15 protein-coding genes are annotated in these 16878 nt (G+C 51.5%); 13 read left to right on the plus strand and 2 right to left on the minus strand.

Annotation, left to right across the window (positions count from 1 at the left end; genetic code table 11):
- Window positions 1-97: 97 nt before the first annotated feature.
- From ACYQ8U_RS13295 to amrS, 10 genes are all read left to right on the plus strand, one after another.
- Complete coding sequence (locus ACYQ8U_RS13295) at window positions 98-664, plus strand: peroxiredoxin family protein (RefSeq protein WP_459946035.1); 567 nt, start codon at window positions 98-100, stop codon at window positions 662-664.
- 41 nt (window positions 665-705) lie between these two features.
- The gene (locus tag ACYQ8U_RS13300) at window positions 706-1227 is read left to right on the plus strand and encodes a nitrous oxide reductase accessory protein NosL (RefSeq protein ID WP_459946036.1); all 522 of its coding nucleotides are present in this window, start codon (window positions 706-708) and stop codon (window positions 1225-1227) included.
- Window positions 1228-1247: 20 nt separating this feature from the next.
- Window positions 1248-1517, plus strand: a complete 270-nt coding sequence (locus tag ACYQ8U_RS13305; protein WP_459946037.1) for a hypothetical protein — start codon at window positions 1248-1250, stop codon at window positions 1515-1517.
- 3 nt (window positions 1518-1520) lie between these two features.
- On the plus strand, window positions 1521-2711 hold the full coding sequence (locus ACYQ8U_RS13310; protein WP_459946038.1) for an ABC transporter permease: 1191 nt from the start codon (window positions 1521-1523) through the stop codon (window positions 2709-2711).
- Window position 2712: 1 nt separating this feature from the next.
- Window positions 2713-3402, plus strand: a complete 690-nt coding sequence (locus ACYQ8U_RS13315) for an ABC transporter ATP-binding protein (protein WP_459946039.1) — start codon at window positions 2713-2715, stop codon at window positions 3400-3402.
- 9 nt (window positions 3403-3411) lie between these two features.
- A complete protein-coding gene (locus ACYQ8U_RS13320; RefSeq protein WP_459946040.1) occupies window positions 3412-4440 on the plus strand; it encodes a hypothetical protein in 1029 nt (342 codons plus the stop codon).
- Between the two features lie 96 nt (window positions 4441-4536).
- Window positions 4537-7587, plus strand: coding sequence for a PEP/pyruvate-binding domain-containing protein (locus tag ACYQ8U_RS13325; protein ID WP_459946041.1), 3051 nt, complete (start codon window positions 4537-4539; stop codon window positions 7585-7587).
- Complete coding sequence (gene gdhA / locus ACYQ8U_RS13330; RefSeq protein ID WP_459946042.1) at window positions 7575-8924, plus strand: NADP-specific glutamate dehydrogenase; 1350 nt, start codon at window positions 7575-7577, stop codon at window positions 8922-8924. The genes ACYQ8U_RS13325 and gdhA overlap by 13 nt, the downstream gene beginning before the upstream one ends.
- A 29-nt stretch (window positions 8925-8953) precedes the next feature.
- Window positions 8954-9703, plus strand: a complete 750-nt coding sequence (locus ACYQ8U_RS13335) for an arginyltransferase (protein ID WP_459946043.1) — start codon at window positions 8954-8956, stop codon at window positions 9701-9703.
- Window positions 9704-9832: 129 nt separating this feature from the next.
- Window positions 9833-10876 carry an AmmeMemoRadiSam system radical SAM enzyme gene (gene amrS / locus ACYQ8U_RS13340; RefSeq protein ID WP_459946044.1) on the plus strand — a complete coding sequence of 348 codons (1044 nt, stop codon included), beginning with the start codon at window positions 9833-9835 and terminating at the stop codon, window positions 10874-10876.
- 13 nt (window positions 10877-10889) lie between these two features.
- Here amrS and ACYQ8U_RS13345 read toward each other — a convergent pair whose 3' ends face one another.
- Window positions 10890-11747, minus strand: a complete 858-nt coding sequence (locus ACYQ8U_RS13345) for a hypothetical protein (protein WP_459946045.1) — start codon at window positions 11745-11747, stop codon at window positions 10890-10892.
- Window positions 11744-13081: a replication-associated recombination protein A gene (locus ACYQ8U_RS13350; RefSeq protein WP_459946046.1), complete on the minus strand. Its 1338-nt coding sequence runs from the start codon at window positions 13079-13081 to the stop codon at window positions 11744-11746. The genes ACYQ8U_RS13345 and ACYQ8U_RS13350 overlap by 4 nt, the downstream gene beginning before the upstream one ends.
- A 236-nt stretch (window positions 13082-13317) precedes the next feature.
- On the opposite strand from ACYQ8U_RS13350, the gene ACYQ8U_RS13355 reads away from it, so the two are divergent.
- The 3 genes from ACYQ8U_RS13355 (at window position 13318) to ACYQ8U_RS13365 (ending at window position 16873) form a co-directional block, all read left to right on the plus strand.
- Window positions 13318-14169: a thymidylate synthase gene (locus tag ACYQ8U_RS13355; protein ID WP_459946047.1), complete on the plus strand. Its 852-nt coding sequence runs from the start codon at window positions 13318-13320 to the stop codon at window positions 14167-14169.
- 227 nt (window positions 14170-14396) lie between these two features.
- Window positions 14397-14741 carry a PilZ domain-containing protein gene (locus ACYQ8U_RS13360; protein ID WP_459946048.1) on the plus strand — a complete coding sequence of 115 codons (345 nt, stop codon included), beginning with the start codon at window positions 14397-14399 and terminating at the stop codon, window positions 14739-14741.
- A gap of 281 nt (window positions 14742-15022) precedes the next feature.
- Window positions 15023-16873, plus strand: a complete 1851-nt coding sequence (locus tag ACYQ8U_RS13365) for an SLC13 family permease (protein WP_459946049.1) — start codon at window positions 15023-15025, stop codon at window positions 16871-16873.
- Window positions 16874-16878: the final 5 nt, after the last annotated feature.

Here is a 16878-nt window from a genome sequence, read left to right on the forward strand (position 1 = left end):
TATATCGCAAACGTTGTACGGCAGCGAATCTGTTTTATTCCCGGACAGGTTCCTAGCCTACACTGTAGCATGCAATGTACCACATCCGGTGACCCTTATGCAAACATGGAAAATAAAAGAGTGTCGATCTGTCCTGCAAAAAGCAATCAGCGCTGCCGGACGGCATAAAATCGGTAGGGGATTTTTTCTTCTCATGCTGCTTGTCATGTTGCTTGGATGTGTCCAGGAAAAAAAATCCAAACCGCTGCAATTAGGTGACACTGCCCCTGATTTTGCAGTGAAGGACTTGTCCGGCAAGGTAACGGTGCTGTCGAATCTGCACGGCAGTCCAGTCATTCTTCGTTTTTTCGAGACGAATTGCCGGTTTTGCCGGGCCGATACGCCGGCATTTATCAAGTTTTATACCGAACATAAAGCTCAAGGGCTGCAGGTCCTGTATATTGGCAGTTTTTATGAAAATGTCGAAAAATTGCGCGAATTTGCCGAAGAAATGGCTATAGTTTTCCCGGTAGCCGCGGATAGAGATGCCGCACTTGCCGATCTCTATGATATTCGCGCCTACCCGCAGACCATTTTTATCGATCCGGAGCAGAAGATACTGGCGGCGATTCTTGGCGGAGTGGGGGAGGCGGAACTTCAGGAGATATTGGGAAAGTATCTCTAAAAAGAAAAACCGCAGGAGCAAACCAGATAATGGAGGAAAAGATGAAGAAAGCTATTGCAGCGCTAACCATTCTGTTCTTGCTGTGTACGGCACAGGGGAGCATTGCCGCCGGCCCCATGGCGGGAGAAGAGTTGAATAAAGAGAGTCGATGCCCGGTCTGTGGGATGTTTGTGGCAAAATATCCCCAGTGGCTGGCTCAGATCAATATGTCCGATGGCCATGCCGAGTTCTTCGACGGGGTAAAGGATATGCTGGCCTATTATTTTTCCCCCGGGCAATATGGTGCCGCTGCAGGCCTTACGGTGGAAGAGGTCTTCGTCAGGGACTATTACAGTCAGGACTGGATTGACGGGCAAAAGGCCTTTTTCGTACTCGGAAGCGACGTGTACGGTCCCATGGGTCATGAACTGATCCCCTTTTCCGGTCAGGCAGCGGCGGAAAGCTTCCTCAAGGACCACCACGGCAGCAAGATCTACAGTTTTGCCGAGATCACCCCGGACATCATTGAATCGTTACGGAAAGGGCATACGATGAAAGGGCATTCGATGCCGGCAAAAAAGTAAGCGAGAATATGCGACCTTCCATGTATTTACTTGGTGTCGTGCTCGTTCTTGCCGCACTCGCCGGGGGGCTTGCCCAGTCGTCGACAGGTAAGAGACGTACGCAGGAAGAGAATGTGCTGCTGCTTCAAGGGGTGGTTTTTCATCTTGGTCTGTCCGATCTGGCCTTGTCCACCGAAGCGCGCTATACGCGGCATGTGGCAGTCAGCGATGCAGTCGTCGTCTCGATGGATCATCCGGGGGCGATTGATCATTTCCCATCCACCTTTTTCTGGGCGCCCCCGCGGCGGTAGTCTATGAAGATAAACGCTCCAGGTCGCCTGCTGAATATCCTTGACTACGCCCTGTACGGTTTGCGACGAAAACTGCTCAAGAATGTCAGCGTCTTTTGTCTTTTTACCCTGGTTATTTTTTTCTTGAGTTCCTTCCTGCTGGTGAGCAAGGCCTTGACCGAGGCGGCGCAAAAGATACTTGCCACCGCCCCGGACATAACCGTGCAGCAGATGTCCGCCGGCAGACAGGTTTCCATTGCCGCCTCCGCCGAAAGCGACCTTGCCTCCATTTACGGCATCGAGAAAATAGACGAGCGGATCTGGGGATATTATTTTGATGAGAGCAATGGGGCGAACTATACGGTCATCGGCATGCAGGCGCCGTTCGTCGATTCCGCGGTAGGGCTGCAGCTTGGGCTGTCCGAGGGGCGTTTGCCCACTCTTGCCGAACGAGGCAAGGTGGTCCTCAGTGACACTATCCGCCAGCATCTGCAGCTGGGACAGCGAAAACATTTTTCTTTGTTCCGGCCGAATTTAAGCCAGGCAGCTTTTGAGACAATCGGCCTCTTTGATAAAAAAATGGACATCGTCACTGCCGATCTGATCCTCATGACCCTGGCCGATGCCAGGGATCTTTTTGCTATTCCACAAGGGTATATCACCGATTTGCTGGTCTATGTCGCCAATCCGAATGAGATTGACACCGTGGCCCGGAAAATCAGTGATATTTTACCGGGGAGTCGGATTATCACCAGAAATCAGATTCTGAAAACCTACAAGGTGGTTTTTAACTGGCGCAGCGGACTGGGCACTATCTGTCTGCTCACCGCCCTGGCCGCCTTTGTCATCCTGGCCTGGGACAAGGCCTCGGGTCTTTCCCAGGAGGAAAAAAAGGAGGTCGGCATTTTGAAAATCCTCGGCTGGCAGACCAGTGATATCATTTTTTTACGATTCTGCGAGTCCCTGACCGTCTCCCTGCTGGCTTTTCTGAGCGGCTATCTTCTGGCCTGGGTGCATGTCGTTTTCTTTGACGGCTCACTGTTCAGGCCGGTTTTTCTTGGCTGGTCGGTAGTTCGACCGGTTTTTTCTCTGGCGCCGCCCTTTGTCGTTGAGGATCTCCTGCTCGTTTTCGCTCTTTCAGTCATGCCTTATCTCTGTGCCACGGCGGTTCCCGCCTGGCGGGCGGCCACGGTTCGGGCTGATTCGGTGATCTGATATGCTGGTTGACCTCGAGGCGGTGACAAAAATATATAATCAGAGGCAAAGCAATCAGGTCATTGCCCTGAAAAGTGTCCATCTGGCGGTTGCACAAGGTGAGATGGTCTGCGTGCAGGGACCAAGCGGATCGGGCAAGACCACGCTGCTGTCCATTATCGGCTGCATCTTTTCGCCGACCAGCGGCAGGGCAACGATAGGCGGCAAGAAAATATCCCGGCTGCCTGATCATTTCCTTACCCGGTATCGTCGGGAACTGATTGGATTTGTTTTTCAGAACTACACTATGATTGATCACCTGACCGTGCTGGAGAATATCACCTTGCCCCTTATTCCCCTGGGCATCTCGCCTCGGGTCCGGGAAAAAAAGGGTGGTCTGCTGCTTGAAAAGTTCGGCATCAGCCACCGGAAAAAATTTGCCGTCAACCAGTTGAGCGGCGGGGAGTTACAACGGGCGGCAATTGCCCGGGCCCTGATAAATGACCCGCCGATCATCGTCGCCGACGAACCGACCGCCCACCTTGACGGCAAACTGTCGCTGGAGGTCATCGATATGCTGGCTGCCCTGAAGGAGGAGGGGCGAACGGTGATCGTCAGTTCCCATGATCCGATTGTCAGCGGGCATCCCGGCATGGCCAGAATAGTTGAGGTCAGAGATGGGCAGATTGTGCCGAATATCGGCAAGGCATGAGCGGATACCATGCTGCTTAATTTCTGGTCGATTACCCTGCTGGTCACCTCCGCCGCGGCACTGTTTGTAGCCGGGGGGGCGGTGAGAACCGCCATCAGGACCCTGAGATTCTGGGACAGTGACGCCGATACGGCCAGGCAGATCGAGCTGGAAAACGAGACCTGGCTGTCCGCTCTGCTGATGCAGTACGGCATGGTCTTGCAGATCCTGGCCCTGCTGCTGCTGGTCCTGGCGGCGGATAATTACTCGGAGATCCTTATTGGCGCGATGTGCGCCACCGGGGCCTTTCTCGCCAATGAATATGGCATCCCGCTGCTGCTGGTGAAGATCTTCGGCATTTTTCTCTATGGTTTCTGGATTGTCCTGCATCGCCTGGACATCAGCTCGGAACATCTCCCCCTGACCCGAATAAAGTATGGTTATGTACTGCTGCTGGTGCCTCTGCTGCTCACCGATATGCTTTTGCTGATATTGTATCTGATCGATCTGCGACCGGATATAATTACTTCCTGCTGCGGCGTGGTTTTCGGCGGGGCGGCTGGTGACGGGAAAAATCTAGTCGGGCCTATGCCGGTTTTCTTGCTGATGACAATCTTTTACGCTTTGGCCGGACTGTTGTTTGCCGGCGGCTTTGTTTTACTGAGAAGAATCGACCAGGGGACTTGTTCCGGTGAAAAAATGCTCGGTATTCTTTTCAGTCTGTTATGGTTGATCTTTTTCGCCTTATCCCTGCTGGTTATTACTGCGGTCATTTCCTCGTATATTTATGCCATGCCTTTTCACCGCTGTCCTTTTGATATCCTGAAAAAGGAGTATTATTCTATTGGCTATGTTATATATTTTGCCCTTTTTACGGCAACTTTTTTCGGTATGAGTGCGGGGTTGACGACGCTTTTTACCGCATTGCCGGATATGCGGCAGGCGGTGGCTTCCTTTCGCACAACCGCCCTTCGGCTCAGTCTTCTGCTGCTGCCCCTTTTTCTGCTGGTGGTCAGCTGGTTTCCGGCCGTCTACCTCCTCGGCGGGGGGGATCGTTGATTCTATTTTCCTTTTGGTCAAAACGGATATACTTTAGTCATAAAGAGACATTGAAAAGCAAGGAAGGAGAAGTCATGCACTTTTGTGGAGGTGATCATGCAGTCAGGCTCCGACCAGGTCATTACCGATTTTGATCCGCATTTTAAAATTTTTCACGACCTCATGTCCTTTAAGGTCCAGGAGATTCTTCTTATCTCCAGCCTCTATGATGCCTATATCCTGGAGGAGGACGGCAGTCTCGCCACCAGGCTGATCAATGAATACCACGGCCTGAATTTAAGCAAACCGCCAAAGATTACCCGAGTCTCCTCCGCTGCTGAAGCGCTTGAGCTGCTTGGCAGGAAAAAATTCGAAATAGTCATCACCATGCCCTACCTGGGTGGTATGGATGCCTATCGACTGGGCGCGGCGATAAAAAAGATCCAACCCGACCTGTCGGTTATTCTTTTAGGCCATAATATGCGCTCAACCTTTCCCGATAAGATTGGCTCGCACGGGGTGGATAAGAATTTTCTCTGGTGCTGCCAGGCGGATCTGCTGCTGGCTATCATAAAAAATGTTGAAGATCATCGGAATGTCGATGCGGATACCAGACGGGCGATGGTTCGTGTTATTATTTATGTCGAGGATTCACCGCTTTATCGTTCATTGTTTCTTCCCCTCATTTATAATGAGGTGGTGAGACAGACCCAATCGGTGCTTGATGAGAGCCTCAATGAGCGGCACCGTCTGTTACGCATGAGAGCCCGGCCAAAAATTCTCATGGCGACGAACTATAAAGAAGCGCAGGATTTATATCAGACCTATAAACCCTTTGTCTTTACCGTCATTTCCGATGCGACTTTTCGCCGAGGCGGTCGAACGGATGGCCAGGCCGGCTTTGATTTTCTCAGGACAATTCGCAGTGAGATACCGGATCTGCCGCTGTTGATGATGTCCACGGAACAGCAGAACCGTGCCGAGGCGGAGCGCATTCCCGCCGTTTTTATCGATAAAAATTCTCCGTTGATTAAGGACGAGCTGCATAATTATTTCCTGAAAAACCTCGGATTTGGTGATTTTATCTTTCGCATGCCCGATCAGACGGCCATCGGTCATGCGGCCAATCTCTTCGAATTTGAGAAACAGCTCGAGGTGATTCCCGAAGAATCGCTTCGATATCACACCAGTAGAAACCATTTTTCCAACTGGGTCATGGCCAGAGCCGAGGTAATTCTTGCCCGTACCCTGCACAAGGATTATCTGGCCGATATCGATAACATCGAAGAGGTTCGCGCGGATCTGGTCTCTAAGGTGCACTCGCTGAGAAAATTGCGTCAGCGGGGCGTGGTGGTAAAATTTTCGGCGGAAGACTATGACCCGGAGGTGATGGACTTTGTCAAGATCGGCAATGGTTCCATGGGAGGAAAGGCCAGAGGGATCGCCTTTATCTGGGCCTGTCTGCAGGGCGCCTGTGGCGAAAATTCCGCATTGAGCGGACATGTGGTTACCATCCCGAAAACATGTGTGATTACCGCCGATGGTTTTGATGCCTTTGTCGAAGAGAATACTCTCCATTTTGCCAAATTTTTGCCCGATGATCAGGTCTGTGACATTTTTCTGGACAAGCCCTTGCCTGCCTGGCTGCGTCAGGAACTCCGCGTCTTTCTGCAAAAAACAGTCAGCCCCCTCTGTGTTCGCTCGTCGAGCCTGCTCGAAGACGGGCAGTTCAGACCCTATGCCGGGCTCTATTCGACCTTTTTTCTTGCTAATAATAATTCGGACTTTGACGAACGACTCGGCCAGCTGGAAAGTGCCATCAAGCTGGTTTATGCCTCGACCTGGTTTGAAGGACCCATTGCCTTTTCCAAAGTAACCGGCCATGGCCGTGAAGACTCCATGGCGGTAATTATTCAACAGGTGGCCGGGGATTTCTACGGCAACTTTTTTTATCCGGCGGTATCCGGCGTCGCCCAGTCACATAATTTCTATCCGGTCCTGGATATGCGTGCCGAGGAAGGGATCAGTCATATTGCCCTGGGACTTGGCAAGACCGTGGTTGACGGTGGCAAGTCGCTTTGGTTTTCTCCAGCCAGGCCGAGAAAACTGGTCCAGTTCGCAACCGTGGAAAACATGCTGGAATACAGTCAGCGTGAGTTTTATGCTCTTGATATGAACCCCGGCAGGTGTCTGCGGCGCGATACCTCTAATCTGGTGTTGCGAACCGTGCAGGATGCCGAGAACGAACTGCCGGTGACCATGCTGGCCTCAACATATATTGCCGAGGAGGAGAGGGTTCGCGATGCCTGCCTGCCGGGGGTGAAAATTATGACCTTCGCCCAGCTGCTCAAATATCCCGGATATCCGCTGGCGCAGATCCTGGCCGAACTGCTGCAGGCGGGCAAGGCCGGCATGGGTGGGGAGGTGGAGATTGAGTTTGCCCTGCATCTTGCACCGGAAATTCAGAAATCCGTTTTTTATTTTTTACAGATCAGGCTCATGGTCACCGGTGGCGAAATGGCCGAGGTGCATATCTGCGATAATGAGAGAAAAAAAGCCTTCTGCTCCGTCAGGCAGTGTCTTGGCCACGGCATTTTCTCGAACATGGCCGATATTGTCTATGTCTGTCCCGATACCTTTGATGCGTCAAAAACGAGCGAGATGGTACAGGAAATCGGTGCGATGAATCGCCGGCTGCAGCATGAAAAACGACCATTCCTGCTCATCGGTCCGGGCCGATGGGGCTCGGCTGATCCCTGGCTGGGCATTCCCGTGCAATGGGCGGATATTTCCGGGGTAGCCGCGATTATCGAGGTGTGCGGTAAAAAAATCAGGGCGGAGCCATCGCAGGGCACCCATTTTTTTCAAAACATCACCTCCCTCGGCATCCCCTATCTGACTTTAAATGAAAACGACCGGATCGAAGGTGGAAAACAAGCGGATTTTCTCGACTGGCAGTGGCTGGCGCAGCAGCCTGTGGCCGAGAAGGGACTGTATGTTCGCCATGTGCAGCTGGACAGCCCCTTCGTCTTGAAATGTGACGGTATAAAAGCTGAAAGTGTCCTGTTCGAAAGGGAAAATCAATGTAAAATGGTATGTATGATACAGGGAAAAGAGGTGTGCAAAAAAAACACTATTGTCACGGGAGGATGCTTATGGACGCCATAATCAGCCGAATTATTGACCGGGACCCGGACCAGAAGGAGTTTCATCAGGCTCTGCATGAGGTCCTGGCCAGCGTCAAGCCTGTTTTCGACCGCAACTTCGAATACCGGCAGCTGGCAGTCCTTGACAGGATAACCGAGCCGGAGCGGGTCATCATGTTTCGCGTACCCTGGATGGATGATGACGGCCAGGTGCATGTCAACAGAGGCTTTCGGGTGGGCATGAACAGCGCCCTGGGGCCATATAAAGGCGGTCTGCGCTTCCATGCATCGGTGAATCTCGGGATTATCAAATTCCTGGCATTTGAGCAGGTATTTAAAAATTCCCTGACGACGCTGGCCATGGGCGGCGGCAAGGGGGGCTCGGATTTTGACCCAAAGGGTAAATCCGAGAACGAGATGATGCGTTTCTGTCAGTCCTTTATGGCCGAACTCTATAGACATATCGGACCGAATACCGATGTTCCGGCCGGCGACATCGGTGTCGGGGCCCGCGAAATCGGCTATCTCTTCGGCATGTACAAAAAACTCAAAAATGAATTTACCGGCGTACTCACCGGCAAAGGTCTTGGCTGGGGGGGAAGTTTGATCCGTCCTGAGGCCACCGGATATGGTGTCGTCTATTTCGCCGCCGAAATGCTCAAGACCCGCAGGGAAAGTATAGAAAGTAAACGCTGTCTCGTCTCAGGGTCAGGAAATGTCGCCCAGCATACAACGGAAAAAATTCTTCAGCTTGGCGGTAAGGTACTCACCCTGTCGGATTCGTCCGGATATATATTTGATGAACAGGGGATCAACCTGGAAAAACTGGCATATGTCAAGCAGCTCAAAAATATTCGGCGAGGCCGAATCAGTGAATACGCCGAGCAATACCCGGAAGCGGTGCATGTGCCGGTTGACCATTCCCTTGGCTATAATCCCCTCTGGGAACATGGGGCTGATTGTGCCTTTCCCTGTGCCACGCAAAATGAAATCAATGGTGTTGACGCCGTCCATCTGGCTAACGGCGGCGTACAGCTTATCTGTGAAGGGGCCAATATGCCGACGACCCCGGAAGCGGTGGAAATCTTTCATGACCATAAACTGCTCTATGCGCCGGGAAAAGCGGCCAATGCCGGCGGGGTTGCCGTTTCCGGGCTGGAGATGGCGCAAAATTCCATGCGTCTTTCCTGGCCGAAAAAAGAGGTTGATGATCGCCTGAAACAGATTATGAAGTCGATCCATCAGACCTGTCTGGATGCTGCCGACGAATATGGCACTCCCGGCAATTATATGGCAGGAGCAAATATCGCCGGCTTTGTCAAAGTGGTCAACGCCATGCTCGATCAGGGTTTGGTATAGGAGGCTTTTCCGGCCTGCAGAGGAAAAAAATGAGAGACGTTACTTTTACATACGATGAGAAATGTGCAGGGGAATTTTCCAGGCTGCTCTCCCGGGTGGAACACCTTTTCATCTCCATTGATATAGGTTGTCCCTATGGCCTGCCATTTGTGGCACGGTTTCATCAGGCCACTTTTGCGCCCCTCAGTGAACGGGCGATGGAGCTCTTTCTGGCGGCGGGTTACCGGCGAAACGGCAACTGTCTCTATGATATGCAGTGCCCCCATTGTTCCGCCTGCATGCCCATTCGGTTGCACCCGGACGAGTTTCGACCGAATCGAAATCAGCGACGGGCGCTGAAAAAAAACCAGGATGTGCAGATGGCCATTCTCCCACTGCAGCCGGATCAGGAAACCCTGCAGCTGTGCGAAAAATTCCTGCAGATGCGCTATCCGAGGGAGAACAATAATGCCCTGGGCTATTATCGGGATTTTTTTCTGAACAATATCGTTAACAGCGCCCAGATACAGTACCGTATAGATGGCCGCCTGATTGGCACGGCGGTTGTTGATATCGGTTATAACTGGATGAATGCCGTCTACTTTTATTTTGATCCGGACGAATCATCGCGCAGTCTCGGCACCTATAATATTATGCAGCTGATAGATCTGTGTCTGGAGTGGGAGGTTGAATATCTGTATCTCGGATATCTTATTCAATCGGTGCCGGCAATGAGTTATAAAAGCAATTTTCGGCCGCACTACCTCCTTTTGCAAGGCAAATGGCAGTGTGTGAAATAATCAATTTGCCTCGTTTATTTTGTATTTAACGAACAAATGATTAACTTATGGATGCAGCGTGAAAGGTTGCAGCGGCACTATTTCTTCTCGATAACTGTTTGTTTCTGAACACTTTTATTTGGAGATATTATGGCTGATACTAACCAAGATAACACCACCCTGACTCCCGACGCGATGTACTTTAAGAGGGAGGACGGCAAACTGCAGTGCGCGGTTTGTGCCCATGCCTGTGCTCTGCGTGAGGGACAGCGCGGCATTTGCCACGTAAGAGAGCGAAGAGGCGACGCCATAGTCAGCCTGGTCTATGGCCGGGTTGTTGCGGAACACATCGATCCCATCGAAAAAAAACCCCTCTTTCATGTCCTGCCGGGAAGCTTTTCCTACTCAATTTCCACTCTTGGCTGCAATTTTCGTTGTCTGCATTGCCAGAATGCCTCAATTTCGCAGGTACCTCGAGATATGGATCTGTCCAATTCCGGCGTGTATCGTCATCCGAAAACCATCGTTGCCTCAGCCATCGAAAATGATTGCCAGTCGATCAGTTACACCTACGTCGAACCGACGATATTCTTTGAATATGCCTATGATTGTGCTGTTGCCGCTGCGGACAAGGGACTGAAAAATATCTTTGTCTCCAATGGCTACATGTCCGACGCCGCCAGTCGAATACTCGCCCCTGTTTTGACGGCAATAAATATCGATCTGAAATCCTTTAGCGATGCCTTTTACAAAAAAGTCTGTGGGGCACGACTAGCACCGGTGCTGGATTCGATAGCCCGGTTCAAGGAACTCGGGGTGTGGGTCGAGGTGACGACGCTGATCATTCCCGGCATGAATGACAGTGAGCAGGAATTGAACGAAATCGCCTCCTTTCTCGTCGGCATCGACCGCAGGATACCGTGGCACGTCACCGGATTTTATCCAAGCCATAAAATGATGGATGTCCCGCCCACCGGTGGGGCAATACTCGTCAGGGCAAGGGAAATCGGCTTTGCCCAGGGGCTGGAGTATGTCTATACCGGCAACAGACCGGAAGTGGTGGGGGAAAATACCTCCTGCCCGTCCTGTAAAAAGACGGTGATTTCGCGGCATGGTTTTCAGGTAACCGCCAATCGCCTTCAGAATGGCTGCTGCCCGCACTGCGGCAGTGTTATTCCCGGCGTCTGGCAATAGTCATGACGAGGGACTATTTTCTTTTCAGAAAAAGGTTTCGGCTGACGAGGGTGAGCAGAATGGCAAATAGAGCTGCGGCAAGACCGAGCAGGACGTTATAAAAGGGCGGGGCGGCCAGGGCGATGCGGATGATCAGCGTCGACAGGGCAAAGCCCGAGTTGCGAAAAACCGCATAAAAAGAAGGCTGGTAGCACTGCGAGATTAACACCACCAGGATATCTGTTAGGATCAAAAGAGTATAAAAGCCGTGCAGATAATCTATATGCGCCGTGCCGGCTAGGGTTGCAAGAGCGCTGTTGATACCCATATAGATAAAAATAGACAATAGTATCAAGGCAATACCTTTCTTGGCGGCGACAAAACTGTACAGATCCGCCGGCTGCATTTTATCATCGGTGGCCCGAGGCTGAACCGTATAATAGTAGCCAAGGAGGGCAAAGATAAGCAATGCCCCGAACCCATCGGAAAGTATGTGTAAAACAGCCTGTTCATTGCCGAGGAAGGTTATCGGTTCAGGAAAGTAAGAGAGCTCTTTGAAGGCATTGCGCATGAGAATGAGGGCGAGAATCTCAAACTGTTTGCCGACCGACCGGCTAAACGAGCAGGGAATGGTAAAAACCAGACTGATCACCTCGAGGATGAGGACGACGGTAAAGGCCGCCTGCACGGCAAAGAAATGATTGTTCGGAACTATTGCCGCCAAAGAACCGGGGAGCAGATTGCGACGGTTCAATTCAATACTGATGATGCTGCAAAGAAAAAAGAGCACCAGCCCGTAGGAGATCTTCCGGTGCATTTTTTCATGTTCCCACAAATGATGCAGTGGATCAAAAATGTAGGTAATCTTGTCGTAGAAAAAACTCATCATCATTTTTCTTTCGGGGACGTCTCCTGCTCCTTCATTTGACGGTCTTTCAGCTTGTTCCACCATTCAAGCCTTTTTTGTATCTCTTTTTCAAAACCGAATTGAGATGGGGTATAGTATGTTTTTTCAGCCATATTTTCGGGAAAGTATCGCTGATAACTATAATGATTTTCATAGTCATGGGAGTAACGATATCCTTTGTGGTAGCCCAGCTCCTGCATAAGTCTGGTCGGGGCGTTGCGGACGGAAAGGGGTACCTTGAGGTGGCTTGTTTGTTCTGCATCAGTTTTGGCACTGTTGTAGGCGGTTTCCAGGGCGTTGCTTTTCGGGGCGGTGGCGAGATAGACGGTTAACTGGCTGAGTGCGGTGTTTGCCTCCGGCATGCCCAGGAAATGCACGGCGTCCTTGACCGCCATTGCCTGGACTATAGCCTGCGGGTCGGCCAGACCGACATCCTCCGAGGCTATTCGCACCAGTCGTCGAGTGATGTACAGCGGATCCTCCCCGGCCTCGAGCATCCTGGCCAGCCAGTAGAGTGCCGCCTGCGGGTCGCTGCCGCGGATCGATTTTTGAAAGACCGAGATGATGTTGAAATGTTCCTCGCCTCGCTTGTCGTAGAAGAGCGATTTTTTCTGTATCGATTTTGCCACGAACTCTTGGGTGATATGGTCGCCGATCTCGGCATTTCGGCAGACCAGCTGGAGATCGTTCAGTGCTCTTCTCGCATCGCCGCATGCTTTTTGGGCGAGCAGCTGCAGGGCATGCTCATCGATAGTCAATCGCTTGGCGATTTTGGGCAGGGCCCGGGCCAGAATAGTCTGGAGGTCGGTATCCGACAACGGTTCGAGGACAAAGACGTGACATCTCGAAAGTAGCGCCGAAATCACTTCAAACGATGGGTTTTCCGTCGTCGCGCCAATGAGAATGACCGCACCCGATTCAACATAGGGCAGAAAGGCATCCTGCTGTGATTTATTGAAGCGGTGAATTTCATCGACGAAAACGATGGTGTTGCGGTTTTCGTAGAGGTGGATCTGCCGTGCGTGTTCCATCAGTGCTTTCACGTCGCCTATTTTGCTCATGACGGCACTGAACGAGCAGAAGGTATGGCGGGTTTTCAACTCAATAAATTTGGCTATCGTTGTCTTTCCGGTACCGGGCGGACCCCAGAGGATAAAAGAGCCGAATTCGTCATGTTCGATCATGCGCTGCAGTGCAGTGCCGGAGGCCAAAAGTTTATCCTGGCCGACTATGTCCGCCAGTACCTGGGGCCTGGCCTTCTCCGCCAGAGGTATTTCCGTTGGTCGTGGGGAGCCTTCAAAAACTGATACTTGTTTCATTACTTTTTATAGAGTTGAAGTCTTGCAGTATATGCGTAATATTTCATTCGGTTGGGGTGATTTGCCGCCTCCTATACTGTAGTGTCTTCGAAAATATTTTCTTGTTTTTTTGTTAAAAAAGGCAAAAGGTCAATGGCGGAATTGATGCAAAAACCGTGTAACGAGCAGCGACAAAGGGCGCGACAGGCTGGGCCTTGCTTGGCTCAACAGTCTCCCCTCATTTTGCGGAGACCAGCATGAAACAATATCTGGAATTATGCCGGCGTGTCATCGACAGCGGCGAGTGGGTTGAAAATATGCGGACCGGCAAGCGTTGCCTTACCGTCATTAATGCCGATCTGGAATATGATCTCAGTGAGGGCTTGCTGCCGGTCTTGACGACCAAAAAACTGTTCTGGAAGTCGGCTATAGCCGAAATGCTCGGCTACCTCAGAGGGTATACCAGTGCGGCCGATTTTAGAAAAATCGGCTGTAATACCTGGAATGCGAATGCCAATGACAATGCGGCGTGGCTGGCTAATCCCTTCCGCAAAGGGGTCGATGACATGGGCCGTTGTTATGGCGCGCAGGGGAGGGACTGGCGAAACCCGGAAGGTCAACCCATCGATCAATTGCAGAATCTCTACGATGACCTGCGTCAGGGGATCGATAACCGCAGTGAAATAATGACCTTTATGAATCCGGGCGAGCGCGACCGTGCCTGCCTGAATTCCTGTATGCACACGCATACCTTCAGCATTCTCGGGGGGAAGCTGTACCTGACTTCCTACCAGCGCTCGGACGATCTGCCACTGGGCCACGGTTTTAATCAGGTGCAGGTCGGCTGGCTGTTGATGATCATGGCGCAAATAACCGGGCTCAAACCGGCACGGGCCTTCCATAAAATCGTTAATGCCCATATCTACGAAGATCAGCTCGAACTGTTACGCGATGTGCAGCTCAAGCGCACGCCATTGCCCCTGCCGAAACTGGAAATTAATCCGAATATTAAAACGCTGCGGGATCTTGAGACCTGGGTCACTCCGGATGACTTCCACCTGGTTGGTTATAAACATCATCCCGCTATTAAGTACGAGTTTGCCGTTTAAATAAGAAAAACACCGACTCTCTGGCAGCAGTGACAACATCCTCACTAGCGCACATCTTTGTCATATTTGGGCTGGTCGGTTGGGCAGAGTAGAAAAATACCAGGAAAAAGTCATATATTGTGATTTGACAGTCGATTTTCTCTGGTGATTTGTTTATCATCATCACCTTGAATAGGGTCTATTTTCTGATAAATCAGGTGGTTTTACGGATAAACAGGTGTTGAAATATGGACAAGTCGGATGAACGTAGAGTGTCGGTTCGAATGCCATTTGCGTCAAAGGGATTCTGTACCGTGCATGAAACGGACAAGAAGTACAGCGGGATCTTACGTGATATCAGTATAACCGGCTTGTTCATGGAAATGGATAGCTGCCCCGATGCCGGGCACAAATGTGACATCGAAATCGTTATGGAAGGCGCACACAGCCGTCTGGTGATTGAGAACGTCGTTGGAACCATACTTCGGCATGACGACGGCGGCGTGGCAATACATTTTGATAAACGGTTCGAATGGTTTGCCCTGGTCCCCCTCTATTTCCGTAGAATACATAAGCAGCCGCAACCCCGATGACCTCGGCATTATCTGGAGAAAGGGCCGATTATCGTGGCTGACATGGTCCGGTCCGGCGGCATCCGCCACCGTTCAGTAGGGCTGGGCAATAGATATGAATGAGGCAAAAAGAGTGCTTTTGCTCAATTGCGCTTGGACGGCACTTTATGTTAAGAATTTAATGTAAAGGTAAAACACCCTTGAAGTTCGTTTTCAACGGAGGTATTCTTCCCTTTCAGGTGTTACTTTATCCGCAGTTGGTTCTCGCGTCTATTCAATCCGACATTTTAGGAGAAATGCATATGGAAGCAGCGGTGATTACCCAGGATATGATGATTGTCTTTGGATTACTCGGCTTGGCTATTTTTCTGTTTGTTTCGGACCTGTTGCGTGTCGACCTCGTTGGCTTGCTCATGATGGTCCTGTTGCCTTTGACCGGCGTTTTATCGGCGGAGCAGGCGATTGCCGGTCTCAGTTCGAATGCGGTGGTGTCAATAATCGCCGTGATGATTATCGGTGCCGGCTTGAACAAAACCGGGGTGATGAATGCGGTGGCGGGACAGATCATCAAAATTGTCGGACGGAGCGAAACCAGAATCATGGCGGTTATCTCCCTGACCGTGGCCTTTATTTCCAGTTTTATGCAGAACATCGGTGCGGCAGCCCTCTTTATGCCGGCTACCATGCGCATCAGTCGGCAACTGAATTTTTCCGCCAGCAGAATTCTGATGCCCATGGGCTTTTGTGCGATTATCGGCGGTTGTCTCACTCTTGTCGGTTCCAGTCCGCTGATTATGTTGAACGATCTGATGGAGGCGTGGTGGCAGAACAATCCCCAGGCCGTCACCAACCAGCCGTTTACCCCTTTTGGCCTCCTTTCGGTCACCCCCATAGGGGCAGCGCTTCTTGCTGCGGCCATCATCTATTTTTCCGTCTTCGGCAAGAAAATCCTCCCGGCCAGTGTCTGTAATCTCGACGATGATGGATGTATGGACCGGCGGCTGCAGGAAATTTACGGTGATGAAGTCGGGCAGAGCTATGAACTGGCTGTGCCGGCATATTATCCCAATCAGACCCTCGGCGAGTTGGAGATTCGTCCACGATATCATATAACCGTAGTCGGCATAGCCAAAAATGATGGATATCAGAAAGAATTCGCTCCCACCAAGGATTCGGTTATCGAGGCTGGGGACTCTCTTTGGGTGATGAGCAGCGAGAAAAATATCCAGCGGCTGGTCGATGAGCAGGGCTGGCTTGTCAAGCCGGAACACGACGTGTTTGCCGATGAAAACTTTCCCGATGAATCGGGGGTCGTTGAGGGCGTCGTCATCCCGCACTCAAACCTCAGTCAGCATACCATGGAGGAACTGCAATTTCGCCGGCTCTTTCAGATCAACCCCCTGGCCATTGTCCGTGGCGATATGATCATCATGGAGAAAATAAACGTCACCGAGCTGCAGCAGGGTGATACCATTCTCATGCAGGGGCGCTGGAAGCAGTTTCGCTTATTAACTGATCAGATGGACATAGCCCTGCTCGATGATATCCGGGGCGAGGAACTCAAACCCGAGCGTACCCGTTGCGCGGTTTTTTTCCTTATCATGGCCCTGACGCTGGCCCTGGTTTTTGAAGTGAAACTGTCCATTGCCCTGCTCACCGGTGCGCTGGGCATGATACTGACCAGGATTATCCCGGCAGACCGTGCCTATGAAGCGGTTGACTGGCGCACGGTCTTCCTGCTCTCCGGTCTTATTCCTCTTGGGACGGCCTTTGAGATAACCGGCACGGCGGCCTATATCGCCCACAAGGTCCTCGCTGCGGTTGGGGATCCCAGTCCGCTGCTGCTCATGCTGGTGATATCTCTGCTGACCTCCTTTTTTTCTCTGGTCGCTTCCAATGTCGGGGCCGTGGTGCTGATGATTCCTCTGGCCATGAACATGGCCTCTGCGGTCGGTACCGATCCGCTGGTTGCCGCCCTTGTGGTCGCGGTTTCCGCATCGAACACCTTTATCCTTCCGACGCATCAGGTCAACGCGTTGATTATGCGTCCCGGCGGGTACAAAACGAAGGATTATATACGGGCCGGGCTTGGTATGACCGCAATATATACCGGGGTGCTGATGCTCTGTCTCAAGTTCATGTTCACTATTTGAACCAG

It is taken from the genome of Desulfocastanea catecholica (assembly GCF_054657295.1).